Below are 16073 nucleotides of genomic sequence, written 5' to 3' on the forward strand. Positions count from 1 at the left end.
GACGAATGGCTTCACGTAGACCGGCGGGATCAGGCGCACTTCATGTCCAAACGTCTCGAAAGCGCGGCCCCAGCCATGCGCCGTCGCACACGCCTCCATGGCGACAACGCACCGCGGTACCTGAGACATGAACGCAAGTAGCTGGCCACGCGAAAGCCTTTTGCGAAACACGACGGATCCGTCGTGACCGGCACCGTGCAGGTGGAAAATGCGCTTTGCCAGATCGATCCCGATAATCGTAACCTCGGACATGGATGCTCCCTCCTTCTGTGATGGCTTCAACACGCATCACATTGGCACATTGCGATGCCGTCAGGTGGGGGCATCCACGCCATCAACATGACCTAATGTCGATTGGTCCTAGGCCTGACCCCGCCCATCTAATCATAAGACTTCCAGCCAACATGCTCACTCCAATCGCGAGGAGGAGGGGGCCGGCGAACTCCTCGGCCACTGTACCCGACGTCGAGGAAACCGATAGCAACATCAGGCTGAATTCTCCCCCGTTGGCCAGGATGACTCCGGTCCGCAATGAGGTCTGAAGCGCTTCGCGGAATAGTCGGGCGACGACGAAAACAATCAGCGTCTTTCCGCAGAGTATTATTGCAAGCCAGACCAGCACGGCAGGCCATTGAGATGGAAGGATCCAAAGTGGCAATTGAGTCCCGATACCGATAAAGAAAATCCCGACAAACAAGTCGCGAAAGGGCCGGATCTCGTTCTCGACAGCATGGCGCGCGTCGCCCTCGCCGATGATCATACCGGTCGCGAATGCGGCGAGCGCCGGAGAAAGGCCAGCAGATGTCGCGACGATCGTGGACCCAAGCGCAATGGTAAGTGCGAGGAGTTGGGCAAGCTCCGGATCGCCACGCGACGCTACCCAACGGGCCAGCAACTGCAACGGGCCACGGGCAATGAACAGGGCTGCAACCAATGCCGTTGCACTGGCGACGACCGTTATCACGCCATACCCTTCGACGGCTCCACTCATCGAATCGTGCAGAAGCAGGAATGCGACAGCTGCCAAGTCTTGAAACAGAAGCACCGCAATGGCCAGGCGTCCTTGGGCCGATCCCAGAGCATTCGCGCTTGCGAGCACCTTGAGGCACATGGCCGTGGATGACATGGCCACGGCCCCGCCGATGAGGATTGCGGAAACTGATGCGAGATCGAAGACCAAACTCGCTACCAACGAAACCGTTATCGTCGTGACTGAAACCTGTACAGCCCCAAGACCGAAGACATGCTTCCTGAGTGTTACGAGCTTCTCGAAGGAAAATTCCAGACCAAGCGCGAACAGCAGGAGTACGACTCCGATTTCGCCAATACTGCTCAGGGCAGCGCTCTCCGCAATCAGGCCGAGGCCAGCGGGTCCAATGACTATACCGGCAAGAATGTAACCGACGATGCTAGGTACGCCAATCCGTGAACATATCGTCACGAGTACGAACGCGGCGCAAACCAACAAGGCCGCACTTTCGACAAATCCAGTCACGCCATGCATGTTCTTCTCCTGATATCATGGCGCAGGAAAGGCCAATACCTGTATTCTCTAAACGTGCGACCGCGCCCACTGCGCTATCTGCGCGGCAGGCATTACACCGCTCGTCCTCGCGATTTCCTTGCCGCCCCTGAACAAGATCATGGTGGGAATGCCGCGGATCCCGTAACGGTCGGTGATCTGCTGTTCGGCTTCGGTATCGAGCTTGCCGAGACGGAACTGGGGTTCGAGCGAACGCGCCGCAGCCTCGAACTGAGGTGCCATCATCTTGCATGGCCCGCACCATTCCGCCCAGAAATCGACGAGCAGGGGCAGATCGGCATCGGCGTGTCGGTCGAAACTGGCCTCGGTGAGCACGACCGGCCGGCCCTCGAACAGGGCGGCGCCGCAGCGGCCGCATTTGGGGATGTCCGTCAGGCGCTCCTGCGGGACGCGGTTCACTGAACTGCATTTCGGGCAAGCAACGGTGGGCATCCTGTTCTTCCTTCGTGTTTCGTTTCGGAGAGGGCCGCAGACCGGCGCCGTTCAGCGCGAGGCCGAGGCCCCGCGGGCTTCCCGGTGGCGCGGTCCGGGCAGGTATTCGACACCGCCGCCCTGGCGGCGCACGGGCTGCGGGTAGAGGGTCATCAGCTCGAGGATTTCCTCGGGCATGTCGGTTCTTACCGGCAGTCCCATCTCGCGCGCCTCGTCGGCGGAGATCGGATAGTCATGGGTCCAGGTGCCGGTGGCCAGCTGCGCCGCCACGGCCGCCGCCCTTTCCGCGTCCATCTTGTCGGACAAGAGCCGCCGCACAGCCGCCTCGACCTGGGCGATCGCCTTGCGCCCGACATCGGCCATGACCAAGGTCTGGTCCTCGATCTCGGCAATCGGCTTCTGTTCCACGACCCGGATGAGCGAAGCGGCCGGCATCTGGCCGAGTTGCGGATCGACCGGACCCAGCACGGAGTGGTCGCACATCACGATCTCGTCCGCTGCCAGGGCGATCAGGGTTCCCCCCGACATGGCATAGTGCGGCACGAAAACCGTGACCTTGCCCTTGTGTCCCTGGATGGCGCGGGCGATCTGCGTGGCGGCCAGGACCAGCCCTCCGGGCGTGTGCAGCACGATGTCGAGCGGCATCTCGGCATCCGTCATCTGGATGGCGCGCAGAACCTCCTCGGAATCGTTCACGTCGATGTAGCGCACCAGGGGAAAACCTAGGAGGTTCATCGTCTCCTGCCGATGGATCATCAGGATCACCCGGCTTCCGCGCCTCCTCTCGATTTGAGCGATCTTCCGAGTGCGCATCGCCTCCAGATACTTCCTCTGCAGTGCCGGCTGCAGTGCGGAGACGATGAAGAACAGCCAGAGCAGTTGCATCAAATCCATGGATTTCCTTTTCCTTTCCTTCGCCCATCCGGCAGGAAGCCGTATATTCCCTCGTCGCGGTAGTAGTTCCGATAGGTGACTGCAGGCCTGCGTAGAATCGGACTAGCGAGCCATCCTGAGACGAAGCCGCCGATATGCGCCCACCAGGCGATCCCGCCGCTTGCCGTGTAGCCGAGCGACATCAGGCCGGGGATGACCTGCATGGCGAACCAGATCATCGCAAAGGCCAGCGCGCTGACCTCGAAGAACAGCGGGATGATCAGGATCGACACGATCACGACGATCCGGGCCGCCGGGAACATCCGGGCATAGCACCCGATCACCCCCGCGATCGCGCCTGATGCTCCGAGGGCAGGCACGACCGAGTCGGGGTTGGCGAGGGCATGCGCCAGTCCGGCCGCCACACCACAGAACAGATAGAACAGTGCGAACCGCACCGGCCCTAGCCGGTCTTCGACCGCTGGGCCGAAGATCCAGAGCGTCCACATGTTGAGGATGAGATGAAGCCATCCCGCGTGCAGGAAGATGTTGGTCAGGAACGGCGTCCAATCGGACGGGGCGATGAGACGGAGCTGACCGAAGACGCGCGACGGCACCAGCGCGAAGTCGAACAGGAACCGGTTGAGCGCACGCGGCGGCAGGCCGCTCTGGTAGAGGAAAGCGAGAAGGCTGATCCCGACGACTGACCAGACGGCCACGGGGGGGTATCTGCGAGCAACGGTATCGGCCCATGGAAACATCTCATTTCCCCGAGCGCATGCAGCTGGCCGTCATCACGTCGTCTTTCTTGCAATTGTCACACCCGTCCACGCCGGAGGATCAGAGGCGGGGAAGGATTCGAGCGAGGCTTCGAGGACCGGATCGAAACTCTCCCTGTCGCTGGTAGACGGGTCGGCCGTGCTCTCATGCTGGACGCCTCTTGAGAGGCGGCGATCGGGGCGGAACGGGACCCGGAAGGCTCCCGGAGCATCGACGCCCCTGTGCAGCCGGTGGCGCGTCTCCCCCGCCCACGGGTTCGCCATCCGGGCCCCCCCAGCGTCCTCGCGCACGACATAATGCCAGTCCTGCCGCTCTGCGAAGTCCACGGCGCTGTCGCGATCCGGAAACTTCAGCCGGATCGAACGATAGGGATCGCCGCTTGCCGTCCATCCCATCAGCGGCTCGATCTGCGGCGGCCGGGACGGCTCGAACTCGAGAACCCAGTAGCTGGGCCGGGGCGCCGATGTCATCGCGGAACGCGCCGGGCGGTAGATGATCGCGGTCGGCACGTCCCAGGATGGCAGATCGGTTCCGGGAATTTTCGGCGGGAATGGTGGACGATTATGGCCGCGCATATCAGTTCTCCCGGGTGTCGGTGGATACGAGAAGGTGACGTTCGAGATCGTCGAGTTTTTCCATTCGCCTCGAATTCAGGCGAACGGCGCGTTCGATGTTCTGCGAAGGAAAGGCAGCAGCGTGCAGGACGTCCGACCGCATCGCTATCGTGAGATCGGCGACGGCATTCATCACGCCCTCTCCGTCCCCGTCCGAGAGCGTGCCGTCAGCAAAACCGGACTGCAAGCTCTCCAGTACCTGCTCGAAGCTGGACACGACCCCTGCACTCGCGACCACAGCCAGCTTGTGGCTGAGAACACGCAGTTCATCGATCAGCTTCGCATCGTGCCTTGCGGTTTCCACGATCTCTGCCACCTTCTCGATGCAGGCCATGTAAATGTCGCATTGCTGCTGGAGGATGATGACCCTTCCTTCCTTGCGAAGCTCGAGATCGGTCTGGCGATTGAGAAGCGCCGCGGTCAGAATGATCGTCACGACAGCGCCGAGAAAGATGAGCGTCATCTCCTGCGCGAAAGGCAGCGTGTCTTCGGCAAGATACATCGAGCGAAAAAGGAAAACGATGCCGATGCCCAAGGCAGCGGCCGCAGCCGCAAGTGCCAAGTCAGGCAGGCGGTTCGACATCAGCACCTCGCATTTTCGGTGTCAGGTGGCATGCACGGCTTCGCATCGGCGTCCGGCGCCTCTGCGTCCCGGTGCCGCAGGAAGATTGGCGTCGGACCGCTGCCGAACGGATTGAAGCCGGTGCTCAGGCAACGGTCGAAGATCGTTTCGTCCCATCGGGTGAAATCGTGCTCCTCGCCGGCAAGTCGCCCGTCATCCACCACAGGGCACCTCACGCCTTTGCCGATGGGGGAGCGTCATCGAAGGCCGCACCGTCCGAACGATCCGCCTTGCGAAGCCGTAGCCCGAGGAGGATCATCATCACCCCGAAGACCGCGGCGTAGAAGCCGATCAGCCAGCCGAGCGCGAGGAAGCTTTCGACCGGGCGCGTCAGCAGCATCCAGGTCACGACGACACCGAGAACGACCGAGAGAAGGCCGCTCAGGATCAGCCAGATTTCGCCGTTGATTTCCTTTCGCAGGCGGATCGCTGCCGCGATCTCGAGGGCACCCGAGAACACGGACCAGAAGGCGATGCTGGCCCAGAGGAATGTCGCAAGCACAAGCGTCGCCACGAACGGCGAGAAGACCACGACGACCCCCGTGGCGATCCCCAGAATGCCGCTGAACATCAGCCAGCCCCAGCGATCGCCCCCGCGGATGCTGCGGACGGCGGCGACGAGGCCGAACACGCCATCGGCGAAGGCGAAAGCGCCGAAGACCAGCGTCAGAGCAAGCAGCGACTCCGCAGGCATGAGGAAGGCGAGAACCGCGATCACCAGCGCCAGGACACCGCGCAGCACGAACAGCCACCAGTTCCCGGACAGGCTGCACAGCATGTCCTGCATCGTGTCGGATTGGTTTGCAGAGGTTGTCGTCATTGGTCCATCTCCTGTTTAGGTTTCAACTCAGTAGTGCCGATTGTCTCCGCGCCGGCCAGGGCGGCCGCCACGCGACGGCGGTCCTCGACCGGTTGAGGCAGACACTGCGTCCGGGCAATTTCCCTTTCCACGGGCGCGCGCCCCGATGCCTCGCCGATCAACCCGGCTTCGACCAGCGTGCCGCGCAGTGTCTCCGCCGCGTTCTCTGCAATCTTCAACACTTCCGCCTCAGTGAGACCCAGGAGGTGCGCCGTCTCCGCGATCGTGGCGTCTTCCAGGTACATCCGATACAGGACGCGGCGCTCGACCGGAGCAAGATCTGCGATAGCCCGGTGCAGTGCCATGGCGATATCATGACGATCCACTTCGGTCTCGGGGTCTGTGCCGCCGTCGTCGGCGATGAGGTCCTCCAGCATCAGCACTTCGTCGGGCTGGTAGAACTCGAACATCGCCTGATCCGCCTCGGTCGGATCCTCCGCCGGGGCCTCGGGTTCCGCCTCGATGGAGGCGGCATCCTCAGGCACGGCGCGGCGGGCGGCGCGGGATTCTTCCTCGATGGTCTCAAAAGCCAGCCGTTTCAGCCAGTCGCCGACGGAAAACTCCGAAGGCCGATCCTCGAAGCGGGCCAGCCCCTTGAGGATCGTCGCATCGAAGAGACCGCGAACGCTCAGATATCCCTCCGGTACCGATCCGCTGCATTCGAGATAGGTCAACTCGCGCCTGACGGTGTCATAGATTGTATCGAGATGATCCTCGATCAGGTCGAAGAAGAGCTGGCGCCGGTCCGCTTCCGCCGCATCCCGCGCGGGCGGCAGCGGGGCGCCGATCCGGCGCCGGCGGGCGGGACGCTTGTATTCAGGCTCGTGCTTGAGGCGCGCCACATGCCGATCGACCTGGTGGCGCAGGTCGGCAAAGGCCTTGCGCAGGACAGGCTCGATCTCGAATCCCTCTTCCCGCGCCGCGATCACGCCCGACGGCAGTTGCAGGCGCAGGCTGACTTTGATGCGCGTCTTGCCCCTCGTCTGCGAGGCAACGACTTCGAGCCGGACCAGATCCTCGCGAAAGCGCGCAAGGTGCGGTTCAAGTTGCCGCACCTCTTCCTCGATGACCTCAGGCGCGCGCTGTTGGCCGTGCCGGTCGAGATTGCGGAATGATCTAATGACGTTCATGCCGTGGACCTTCCTATAACTCTCCGAAGAGATGGTCCGGCGCGACCGATATCGCGCCGGACCAGTCTTTTGCGCTGTCACTCGGCGGACTTGTCGTCCTTGGACTGCACCTCATCCCCAGCGCTGGGCTTCGGAACGTCCGTCCTGTCTTCGGCAACTTCGCTGGACTCCTCGATCCCGGCCTTGGCCTGATCGTCCGGGCTGTCGTCACCGGTGTCCTTTACGATCTTTTCGAACACGACCCTCTGTTCGTCTTCCGACCAGGCGACGCGGACCTTGTCACCATCCTCGATCCGCCCGGAGAGCATCTCGCGGGCCAACTCGGTCTCCAACTCCGACCGGATCAGCCGGCGCAGCTCGCGGGCGCCGAATTCGGGGCGGAAGCCGACCGCGCCGAAGTGATCCACGACGCTCACGTCGAATTCGAGTTCGACGCCCTGGGTAAGGGCGGTCCGCTTCACCCGGTTGAGCTGCAACTCGACGATCTGGCGGATCTCCGACTGATTCAGCGAATGGAAGACGATGATCTCGTCGATCCGGTTGATGAACTCTGGCCGGAAATGACCGCGCAACACCTCCATCAGTTCGGATTTCTGCTTGGCCTCGTCGAACTCACTGCTGCCGCGTTTCGTGAGGTTGCGCTGGATGATGTCCGAACCGAGGTTCGATGTGGCGATGATGATGGTGTTGGTGAAGTCCACCACGCGGCCCTTGCCATCTGTCAGGCGGCCATCGTCGAACACCTGAAGCAGGATGTTGTACACATCCGGGTGTGCCTTCTCAATCTCGTCGAGCAGCACCACCGAATAGGGCCGGCGGCGGACCTTTTCGGTCAGCTGGCCCCCCTCGTCATAGCCGACGTAGCCGGGAGGCGCGCCCACCAGCCGGGCGACCGAGTGGCGCTCGCCATACTCGGACATGTCGATGCGGATGATTGCGTCCTGATCGCCAAAGATTACTTCGGCGAGCGTCTTGGCCAGTTCCGTCTTGCCCACGCCCGTGGGCCCGAGGAAGAGGAAGGTCGCCGTAGGTCCGCGTCCCTCGCGCAGACCCGCACGCGCCAGGCGCACCGCATCGGCCACGGCGCGGATCGCTTCTTCCTGGCCGATGACGCGCTCGTGCAGCTTCTCCTCGAGCTTGAGGAGCTTGTCCTTCTCCTCGGTGGTCAGCTCCGTGACCGGAACGCCGGTGATCTTCGAGACGATCTGCGCGACGTGATCGGCGCGCACCTCGGCGGTCGCCGAAGCCTGGTCGCGCTTCCAGATTTCCAGAAGCTCGTCCAGTTCCTTCTGCTTCTGCTCGAGTTCCTTCTTCAGTTCCGCTGCCCGGTCGAATTGCTTGCGGGCTGCGGCATAGTCCTGTTCGCGCTTGATCTGCGCGACCTCGGCTTCCAGCTCCTGGACTTCCACGGGGCGCGCCGTGGCGCTGATCTTCACCCGCGCGGCTGCCTGATCGATCAGGTCGATCGCCTTGTCGGGCATGAAGCGACCGGTGATGTAGCGATCAGAAAGCTCGGCCGCCGCGACGATGGCCTCGTCGGTGATCGTCACCTTGTGGTGCGCCTCCAGCGTGTCGCGCAGGCCGCGCAGGATCATGATGACCTGAGCTACCGTGGGTTCCTCGACATAAACCGGCTGGAACCGTCGCTCGAGCGCCGCGTCCTTCTCGATGTATTTCTGGTACTCGTTGAGCGTCGTCGCGCCGATCAGGTTCAGCTCGCCCCGCGCCAGCGCCGGCTTGAAGGTGTTGGCGATGTCGAGACCGCCTTCGCCACCGCCCTGGCCGGCGCCGACGATGGTGTGGATCTCGTCGATGAACAGGATCAGGCTGTCCTTCTCTTCGGTGATCTCCTTGAGGATCTTCTGGACTCGCTCCTCGAACTCGCCGCGATACTTCGACCCGGCCACCATCGAGTTGATGTTGAGCTCGACCAGCCGCTTGTCGCGCAGCGCCTCGGGCACTTCGCCCGCGACGATCCGTTGTGCAAGTCCCTCGACGATGGCGGTCTTGCCCACGCCGGGCTCGCCGATCAGCACCGGGTTGTTCTTTTTCCGGCGGGCCAGCACTTCGATCGTCGTCTCGATCTCGCGGGCGCGGCCGATGACGGGATCGAGCTTGCCCTCGCGGGCGAGCTTCGTCAGGTCACGGCTGAACTGGTCGAGATCGGGCGTGCTGGAAGGCGCCTCCACGCGGCCTTCCTCGGCTCCCTTGCCCACGACCTTGGTCACCTGCTGGCGCAGCGCCTGCGGCGTCAACCCCAGCTTGCGCAGCATCGCCGCCGCGAGGCCTTCGCCCTCTTCGGCAAGGCCGATCAGCAGGTGCTCGGGACCGACATAGGAATGGCCGAGTTCGTTCGAGGCGATGAAGGCCCGGTTCAGCGCGTCCTTCAGGCGAGGACTGACGCCGATTTCGCCTTCCGTCTTGGCGTCTCCACGCTTCGCCTCCTTGTCGATCTGGCGCCGCAGATCGTCCGCATCGACCTTGAACTGTTCCAGGATCGTCTTGACGACGTCAGACGAGGTCAATGCCAGAAGCAGATGTTCGGTATCGACCTCGCTGCGCCCGAATTCCCCGGCCTTCTGTGCTGCATCCTGCAGCAGCTTGTTGCCCTGTTCGCTCAGCCGGTCGGCGATGGTGCGTCCGCCGCCGCGCCGCGATCCACGCCGCGGCGCGCCCTCGCCGAAAGTGGCGTCGACGACAGCGTCATCGCCATCACCCATGGAGCCGAGCGTGCCGCCTCGCAGCGGACTGTCACCAAAGAGGCTGCCGAAACCGCTCTCGCCGAAGAATTCGTCAAGAAGGGAACGCCGTCCGAACAGGGACTCCAGCGGCGAGGCGCTGCGCCCCGACCGGCGCGCCATTTCGCTGTAATGCTGGTCGCAAAGCTCCATGTTCTGTGTCCGGCCATTGACCGAGGCGCGCACGCGCGCAGTCGCCGGCCGACCACAGATATCGCAGGTTCCATTTGCCATTTCTCTTCTCCGTTTTCATTATCCAGTCAGGGTTGTTCGCCGATCATCTGCGCCAATGACAGTGTCACGCAGCGACCGCCTCCGTTCTATTCACCTTGGACCCAATTGCCACAAGATCGGGCTCGTCCAGGGTCTCTCGTTGCAGGAGATCCTGCGCCGATTGCTCGAGAAGATCCAGATTGGATTCAAGAAGGGTGAGGGTGCGCTTGAACACGCCATCCACGATGTCGCGCACCTTTATGTCCATTCGCTCGGCCGTGGCCTCGCTGTAGCGGCGGTTGAGCCAGGACGCCTGGTCGCCGGTGCCAAGAAAGCCGGGCCGATCGGTGTCGTAGCTGACTTGCCCGAGGTCTTCGTCCATCCCGTACCGCGCGACCATGGCGCGGGCGATGTCGGTCGCCTTGACCAGATCGTCCGCCGCCCCGGTCGAGACATGATCGTAGATGATCTTCTCTGCCGCGCGCCCGCCAAGCAGGACTGCGATCTTGTTCTCGAGTTCCTCCCGCGTCATCAGGAAGCGGTCCTCGGTCGGGCGCTGGATGGTGTAGCCGAGCGCGCCAATCCCGCGCGGTATGATCGAGACCTTGTGCACCGGGTCCACCCCCGGCAGAGCCATCGCCACCAGCGCGTGCCCCATCTCGTGGTGCGCCACGATCTCGCGTTCGCGCGGATTGAGCACGCGGTTCTTCTTTTCCAACCCGGCGATGATGCGTTCCACCGCATTGTTGAAGTCGTCCATCGTCACTGCATCAGCCTTGCGGCGCGTGGCGAGCAATGCTGCCTCGTTGACGAGATTGGCAAGATCCGCGCCGGAAAAGCCGGGAGTAAGCGCTGCGACCTTCTCGGCATCGACGTCTGGGGCGAGCTTCACCTTTTTCATGTGAACGCCAAGAATCTGCACGCGTCCCTTCTTGTCGGGCCGGTCCACCAGCACCTGACGGTCGAAGCGTCCCGCACGCAGCAGCGCGGGGTCGAGAATCTCGGGTCGGTTGGTGGCGGCCAGGAGCACGATGCCCACTGAAGGGTCGAAGCCGTCGAGCTCGGTCAGAAGCTGGTTCAGCGTCTGCTCACGCTCATCATGGCCACCGGCGATCTGGCCGGAGGAGCGCGCCCTCCCAAGAGCGTCGAGTTCGTCGATGAAGATGATTGCCGGGGCCGATTTCCGGGCCTGCTCGAACAGGTCGCGCACCCGTGCGGCACCGACGCCCACGAACATCTCGACGAACTCTGATCCCGAGATCGAAAAGAAGGTCACGCCGGCCTCGCCTGCCACCGCGCGCGCCAGAAGCGTCTTGCCGGTTCCCGGCGGCCCGACGAGCAATATGCCTTTGGGGATATGTGCGCCCAGCTTTCCGTATTCGGCGGGGTTCCTGAGGAACTCCACGACCTCCTCGAGCTCGGCCTTGGCCTCGTCCACACCGGCCACGTCGGCGAAGCTGACGCCGGTTTCCTTTTCCATGTAAACTTTGGCCTTGCTGCGGCCGACCTGCATGAACCCGCCGAAGCCCTGCTTGTCGGCGAACTTGCGGAACAGCAGCATCCAGATTCCGAAGAAGACAAGCGCTGGCGCCACCCAGGAAATCAGCGTGCCGAGAAAAGTGTTCTGAGGAACACCCGTGATCTCGACGCCGGAGCGGTCGATCCGCTGCAGGATCGCGGGATCCACGACCGTCGTCACGAACTGGCTCTTGCCGTCGACGGGTTCGGTGAAGGTGCCGGTGATGGTGTCTGACCCGACCGCGACCGACGCGACCCTGCCGTCCTCGAGATAGGTTTCGAATTGGCTGTAGCTGATGGGAGCCACGGATTGCCAGCCGGCGATCAGATCCTGGATGAAGATCACGGCCATGAAGGCCACCACCCAGTACCAGATGTTGTATTCGGTCTTCTTTTCCATACCGCTTTTCCTTTTCCCTAGCGCCCGAGCCGCGCCCTGATTCGCTCGAGCAGCGCCAGCAGAATGCGCCTTTCGTCCGCCGACAGATCCTGCAGGATCTCATCTTCGAGCGCCGATTGCCGCGGCGCGAGTTCCTCCAGCATCGCCCTGGCCTTTGGCGTTGCCGTGACGATCTGCGCCCGTCGGTCGTCGGGTGACGCCCACCGCTCTACCCAACCGCCCTGTACCATGCGATCGACGAGCTGGCCCGCAGTGGCCCGGCCCACCTCCAGCCGCCCGGCCAGATCGCCGATGGTCAGCCCGGGCGAATCCTCGACATGTGCCGCCGCCATCCAGGACAGGCGGGTCAGGCCGCTGTCGCCGATCTCGCTGTCGATCCGCTGCTGGATGAGCTGCGCGACCCGGTGGATCGTCGTCCCGATCAGGGCAAGATCAGAAGTGATCAAGGGTATCTTTCCTCCGTCTGCATGAGAAACAGGATAGACTGCGGTCCACCCAAAGTGCAATGCAAGCATCATATATGCTTGCATAATAGATGGATCCGCCTATCTTGATGGGCGGTCTCCGAACCGACATCCAGCCGGCACCGTTGCCCGGTCGGACCATGCCGCCGGTTCGGGGGCATCGATCAGCAACAGGAGGCCAGCAATGCTCTATCCGACATATCTGCGCCGCAGCGATCCCATTGCGCTGATGCGCTCCATGATGCGCGATCTCGAGCGCGGTTTTTGGCCGTCGCCGTCTCGCGCGGTATTCCCAGCAGTGAATGTCTGGCAGGGTGCGGAAGCCGTCGCCGTTACTACCGAAGTCCCTGGCATTGAGCCGGGCGATATCGAGATCGCGGTCAAGGACAACGTCCTGACGCTGTCGGGCGAACGCAAGGCGCCCGAGGTTCCCGAAGGTGCGCGCTGGCACCGCAACGAACGCGGTTATGGCAAGTTTTCCCGCTCTATCCGCCTGCCATTCGCGGCCTCGGATGACAAGGTCGAGGCGAGGATGACGAACGGCGTATTGCGGATCGTCATCTCCCGGCCCGAGGCAGAAAAGCCAAAGAAAATCGAGATCAAGGCAGCCTGAGAGGAGCTGGAACGATGAGCACCGACATCACGCAAGCCATCGAAAAGACGCCGACCGACGCGCCCGAGACCGCCGGCGGCGGCCGCATCTACCGCCCGCTGACCGATATCGTCGAGACCGATCAGGGTGTCTCCATGATGCTCGAAATGCCTGGGGTCGCCGCCGATGCGGTCGAAATCACACTCGAAAACCGCGTGCTGACGATCCGCGGCAAGGTTGAGCCGATGCGGCCAGAAAACCTGGAACTTGCCTATGCCGAATATGGCGAGGGTGATTTCGAGAGGGCCTTCACGCTTTCCGAGGATTTCGACCCCGACAGGATCGAGGCCGAGATGCGCGGAGGCGTCCTCACCCTGACGCTCCCCCGAGCCCCTGAAGCGCAGCCAAAAAGGATCGCCGTCAAGGGCGCCTGAAAACCGAAGGAGACACCATCATGCAGATCAAGGACCTGATCCCCTGGGCGCGCAAGGACGGCGCGCCAGACGCCAAGAGCAGCGAAGACAACCCGATGGCGACGCTTCAGCGCGAAATGAACCATGTGTTCGAGAACTTCTGGAACCGGGTCGGTCAGTTCGAATGGCCCTGGGGCAGCGGCGAAGCCAAATCCGACATGGTCGAGACCGACAAGGCGATCGAAGTGTCGATCGAGCTGCCGGGCATGGAGATGAAGGACATCGAGGTGACGGTCAACGATGACATGTTGACTGTGAAGGGGGAGAAGAAGATCGAGCGCCAGGAGGAGAAGAAGGGATACTATCTTTCCGAGCGCAGCTACGGCGCGATCTACCGGACAATTCCGCTCCCCCCCGGTGTGGATGGCGAAAAGGCGCAAGCATCCTTCAAGAATGGGGTACTGACGATCAAGCTGCCGCAAACGCCCGAAGCCCAAGCCAAGGTCAGGAAAATCGCGGTCAAGGAGGCCTGAGCCGGGCATTGATCGTGCCGACTCTGCGGCAAAACCGCCGTAGAACCAATCACAGCCGAAAGGAACAGACTGATGAAACTCAGGAATCTTTACGCGGGAACAGCTTTGGCCCTGCTGATTGTCAGCGCCGGCCCTTCCTGGTCTCAGGATACGGCTCAAGCGGAAGCTGAAGCGCAGGCGGTCAACCGGGAGCAGGTCGAAGAGAGCGTGACCGCCGAAACCGATTCACAGCTCGCCGATAAACGCACCGCCCTGATCCAGGAGGCGGTCGACGCGCTCGATGAAACGAACGCTGCGATCGCCGCGATCGAGAAGGGCGATACAGATGCAGCGATTGCTGCGCTCGCGTTGGCCACGGGGAAGCTCGAGACCGTCGTCGCGCGTGAACCGGATCTCGCTTTGGCGCCCGTACGGATCGATCATTTCACCTATGACGTTCTGGGCAGCGTCGAAGCCGTCCGAAAACTCGGCAAACAGATCGAGGACTTGGTCGACGATGGGAAGTTCCAGGAAGCGAGACCGCTGCTGAGCGGGTTCGCGTCCGAGGTTGTCATCCGGACAACCAGCCTTCCGCTTGCGACCTATCCCGGCGCGATCCTTGCAGCGGCGGCACTGCTTGATGACGGAAAGACCGACGAAGCGATGACGGTACTCAACGCCGCACTGAGCACCCAGGTGGTGACCGACACAGTGGTCGCCCTGCCTCCGCTCAGAGCCGTAGCGATGATCGAGAAGGCCAAAGCTCTGCTCAATGACGACAGTGAGGCGGCAAACGACAAAGCCGCTACTGAAGATAAAGCCGCTACTGAAAATAAAGCCGCTACTGAAGATGCCGATCTGACGGCCGCCGACTATGTTGAGGCGGCACGCCAGGAACTCAAAATCGCCGAAGCGCTCGGCTACGGCCGCGAAAGCGATTTCGAGGATCTGCATGAGGCGCTGGATGAGTTGGACCGTCAGATTGAGGCGCAGGAGGATACCGGAGGGATCTTCGAAACGATTGCGACCCGGTTCAAGGAACTTCGAACGCGCATCTTCAACTAAAAGAGAACCTCTAATGGAGCCCCGCCGCAAACGAGACCAGCGGCGGGGCTCTTTCGCAGGAAGACTGAGGAACGATCGATAGTCTGGGCCCAGAGTCCCGGTTCTCGACACATAACAATTGGTTCCCGGCTCCATCGCAGGTAAAGAATTCCCGAATGATCCCGGTCTGCGGCGAAGCCAGGGAGAGCTTGTCTATTCGGGGGGAACTTCGAGGGGTACTGATGAAAGACCTGAAACCATCAGGGCTGACCCGTGAACAATGGTCGGCGATGACGCTCTACGAGAAGTTCGAACAGGTCGTCATTTTCGTCCTCAGCGCCATCATTGCGGTTATCGTCGTGGCGTCGGTTTGGGCGCTGATGCGCGAGGTCGTGAACCGGTTGGTCTTGGGAGCGTTCGACACGCTCGATTACGCCACCTTCCAGGTGGTGTTCGGAATGATCTTCACCGTTGTAATTGCGCTCGAGTTCAAGCGCTCCCTTCTTGTGGCGACAGAACGCAGCTTCGGCATTCTCCAGGTCCGCACGATCGTGCTGATCGCGCTCCTCGCGATCGCGCGCAAATTTATCATCCTCGACCTTGGCGAGACGGAGCCAGCCAAGATTGCCGCCCTCGCGGGCGCGGCTCTTGCGCTCGGAGCAGTCCACTGGCTGGTGCGCGATCAGGACCGGCGCGAAGAGCCCGGTGCTAAAAATGCCAAAGGCGTTCAATGAGCCGAAGCGTTTTCGTTCGACTTGTTTCATCAACCTCTGCCGCACTCATCATCATAATTGTTTAGCAGAAATTTTTTATCATGCCGAGCGTTGCGCTGGGTCGGTTTACCGAGCCGCGCGCCGTCGCTTCCGTAAGCGTCCGGCGTAGGCGCCTACTTCTTCCGAGGTTGCCACCGTTTGGCGAGCTTGAGCAGCTCGAGCTGATGCGTGTCGGTGTCTGGCACTGAGGGGTCGAAGGGCTCATTGTGCCACTCAGTCAGTTCAGCGTGGTCCGGGTGTCCGGGATCGGCGATTGCCTGTAAGCGGCGTCTGAACCCCACATTGCTTGGCTGAGGCGCTGCTGCGAAGTCCTATCCATCGGCTGGTGGGGAGTGCGTTTCGCAATGTGTGCCAAGAATTCGTTTCTCACTTCTCTGGGCGTGGAGATCCATGCCTCTGGTCATCGGCGGTGGCCGAATGAGGTGAAGGCTCGGGTTGTCGCCGATACACTTGAGCCGGGGGCCACAGTGAACGCGGTGGCGGATCGCTATGGAGTGCAGCCGAACCAATTGTCGGCGTGGCGACGGCTAGCCAAGCAGGGCAAGCTGGTCCT

16 protein-coding genes and 2 pseudogenes are annotated in these 16073 nt (G+C 62.3%); 6 read left to right on the forward strand and 12 right to left on the reverse strand.

Features of this window, described 5'->3' with window-relative positions:
• From BU28_RS23465 to BU28_RS0116630, 12 genes and pseudogenes are all read right to left on the reverse strand, one after another.
• A pseudogene (locus BU28_RS23465) lies at positions 1 to 252 on the reverse strand (IS110 family transposase); the annotation flags it as partial.
• Between the two features lie 82 nt (positions 253 to 334).
• Complete coding sequence (locus BU28_RS0116575) at positions 335 to 1504, reverse strand: cation:proton antiporter domain-containing protein (RefSeq protein ID WP_028720446.1); 1170 nt, start codon at positions 1502 to 1504, stop codon at positions 335 to 337.
• Between the two features lie 48 nt (positions 1505 to 1552).
• The gene (gene trxC, locus BU28_RS0116580) at positions 1553 to 1975 is read right to left on the reverse strand and encodes a thioredoxin TrxC (protein WP_028720447.1); all 423 of its coding nucleotides are present in this window, start codon (positions 1973 to 1975) and stop codon (positions 1553 to 1555) included.
• A gap of 51 nt (positions 1976 to 2026) precedes the next feature.
• Positions 2027 to 2869 carry an SDH family Clp fold serine proteinase gene (locus BU28_RS0116585; RefSeq protein ID WP_028720448.1) on the reverse strand — a complete coding sequence of 281 codons (843 nt, stop codon included), beginning with the start codon at positions 2867 to 2869 and terminating at the stop codon, positions 2027 to 2029.
• Positions 2860 to 3567: a rhomboid family intramembrane serine protease gene (locus BU28_RS0116590; RefSeq protein ID WP_233145050.1), complete on the reverse strand. Its 708-nt coding sequence runs from the start codon at positions 3565 to 3567 to the stop codon at positions 2860 to 2862. Before BU28_RS0116590 ends, BU28_RS0116585 begins: the two co-directional genes overlap by 10 nt.
• 75 nt (positions 3568 to 3642) lie before the next feature.
• The gene (locus BU28_RS0116595; protein WP_028720450.1) at positions 3643 to 4203 is read right to left on the reverse strand and encodes an NADH dehydrogenase ubiquinone Fe-S protein 4; all 561 of its coding nucleotides are present in this window, start codon (positions 4201 to 4203) and stop codon (positions 3643 to 3645) included.
• A gap of 1 nt (position 4204) precedes the next feature.
• A complete protein-coding gene (locus tag BU28_RS0116600) occupies positions 4205 to 4825 on the reverse strand; it encodes a hypothetical protein (protein WP_028720451.1) in 621 nt (206 codons plus the stop codon).
• 211 nt (positions 4826 to 5036) lie between these two features.
• Positions 5037 to 5684, reverse strand: a complete 648-nt coding sequence (locus tag BU28_RS0116610; protein ID WP_028720453.1) for an HdeD family acid-resistance protein — start codon at positions 5682 to 5684, stop codon at positions 5037 to 5039.
• Positions 5681 to 6853, reverse strand: coding sequence for an RNA polymerase sigma factor (locus tag BU28_RS0116615; protein ID WP_028720454.1), 1173 nt, complete (start codon positions 6851 to 6853; stop codon positions 5681 to 5683). Before BU28_RS0116615 ends, BU28_RS0116610 begins: the two co-directional genes overlap by 4 nt.
• 77 nt (positions 6854 to 6930) lie before the next feature.
• On the reverse strand, positions 6931 to 9825 hold the full coding sequence (locus tag BU28_RS0116620) for an ATP-dependent Clp protease ATP-binding subunit (RefSeq protein ID WP_028720455.1): 2895 nt from the start codon (positions 9823 to 9825) through the stop codon (positions 6931 to 6933).
• 64 nt (positions 9826 to 9889) lie between these two features.
• Positions 9890 to 11722 (reverse strand): ATP-dependent zinc metalloprotease FtsH, encoded by a 1833-nt coding sequence (gene ftsH / locus BU28_RS0116625; protein WP_028720456.1) that lies wholly within the window; start codon positions 11720 to 11722, stop codon positions 9890 to 9892.
• Between the two features lie 17 nt (positions 11723 to 11739).
• A complete protein-coding gene (locus BU28_RS0116630; protein ID WP_028720457.1) occupies positions 11740 to 12168 on the reverse strand; it encodes a MarR family winged helix-turn-helix transcriptional regulator in 429 nt (142 codons plus the stop codon).
• A gap of 202 nt (positions 12169 to 12370) precedes the next feature.
• Between BU28_RS0116630 and BU28_RS0116635 the strand changes: the two genes are divergently transcribed.
• From BU28_RS0116635 to BU28_RS26840, 6 genes and pseudogenes are all read left to right on the forward strand, one after another.
• Positions 12371 to 12799 (forward strand): Hsp20/alpha crystallin family protein, encoded by a 429-nt coding sequence (locus BU28_RS0116635; protein ID WP_028720458.1) that lies wholly within the window; start codon positions 12371 to 12373, stop codon positions 12797 to 12799.
• 14 nt (positions 12800 to 12813) lie between these two features.
• On the forward strand, positions 12814 to 13212 hold the full coding sequence (locus BU28_RS0116640) for an Hsp20/alpha crystallin family protein (RefSeq protein WP_028720459.1): 399 nt from the start codon (positions 12814 to 12816) through the stop codon (positions 13210 to 13212).
• 20 nt (positions 13213 to 13232) lie between these two features.
• A complete protein-coding gene (locus tag BU28_RS0116645; RefSeq protein ID WP_028720460.1) occupies positions 13233 to 13724 on the forward strand; it encodes an Hsp20/alpha crystallin family protein in 492 nt (163 codons plus the stop codon).
• A 72-nt stretch (positions 13725 to 13796) separates the two neighbouring features.
• Positions 13797 to 14768: a YfdX family protein gene (locus BU28_RS0116650; RefSeq protein ID WP_028720461.1), complete on the forward strand. Its 972-nt coding sequence runs from the start codon at positions 13797 to 13799 to the stop codon at positions 14766 to 14768.
• 221 nt (positions 14769 to 14989) lie between these two features.
• Positions 14990 to 15481, forward strand: coding sequence for a phosphate-starvation-inducible PsiE family protein (locus BU28_RS0116655; RefSeq protein ID WP_028720462.1), 492 nt, complete (start codon positions 14990 to 14992; stop codon positions 15479 to 15481).
• 491 nt (positions 15482 to 15972) lie between these two features.
• Positions 15973 to 16073: pseudogene (locus BU28_RS26840) on the forward strand (transposase); the annotation flags it as partial.

The sequence above is a fragment of the Paracoccus yeei ATCC BAA-599 genome, from assembly GCF_000622145.1.
Classification (GTDB): domain Bacteria; phylum Pseudomonadota; class Alphaproteobacteria; order Rhodobacterales; family Rhodobacteraceae; genus Paracoccus; species Paracoccus yeei.